1 protein-coding gene is annotated in these 563 nt (G+C 51.3%); it reads right to left on the bottom strand.

The genetic code is table 11. The features are described from left to right. Positions 1–563, bottom strand: a 563-nt coding sequence (locus R7Q09_RS27400; protein WP_318144114.1) for a Calx-beta domain-containing protein, incomplete at both ends; no start/stop codon positions are given.

Raw genomic sequence — 563 nt, forward strand, 5'->3', positions numbered from 1 at the left:
ATGCCAGTTACTGTCACACTGAAATCTTCAGGGCCTTCATAAACGGTGTCATCAATGGAAGCGATACGCACATCAAACTCGGTTTGCCCTGCTGGCACCGTCACCACACCATCATTTGGCACTGCAACCCAGCCATTTCCCGTGTTGTATTCTAAGGTACCTAAGTCACCGGCTTCGGTGTCACCTAAGTTGAGGCCAAGTTCCACTTGAACTGCAGATTCGGAGGCATTCGATAAGGTGACTTTGAAGTTCGCAGTCTCACCCTCATTAATAATACCAGCATCGGTAATAGTCACACTTGGACGGTCATCATCCGGATCGGGTCCTGGACCACTGCCGTCGTCCACTATCGTCGCCGTCCCCGTATCACTGCCTTGTACTGCGCCAATGCCAGTCACCGTCACACTGAAATCTTCAGGGCCTTCATAAACGGCGTCATCAATGGAAGCGATACGCACATCAAATTCGGTTTGCTCGGCAGGTACAGTCACCACGCCATCGTTTGGCACTGCAACCCAACCACTTCCCGTGCTGTATTCTAAGGTGCCCAAATCTCCAACTTC

The organism is Vibrio sp. 2130-1 (assembly GCF_033339515.1).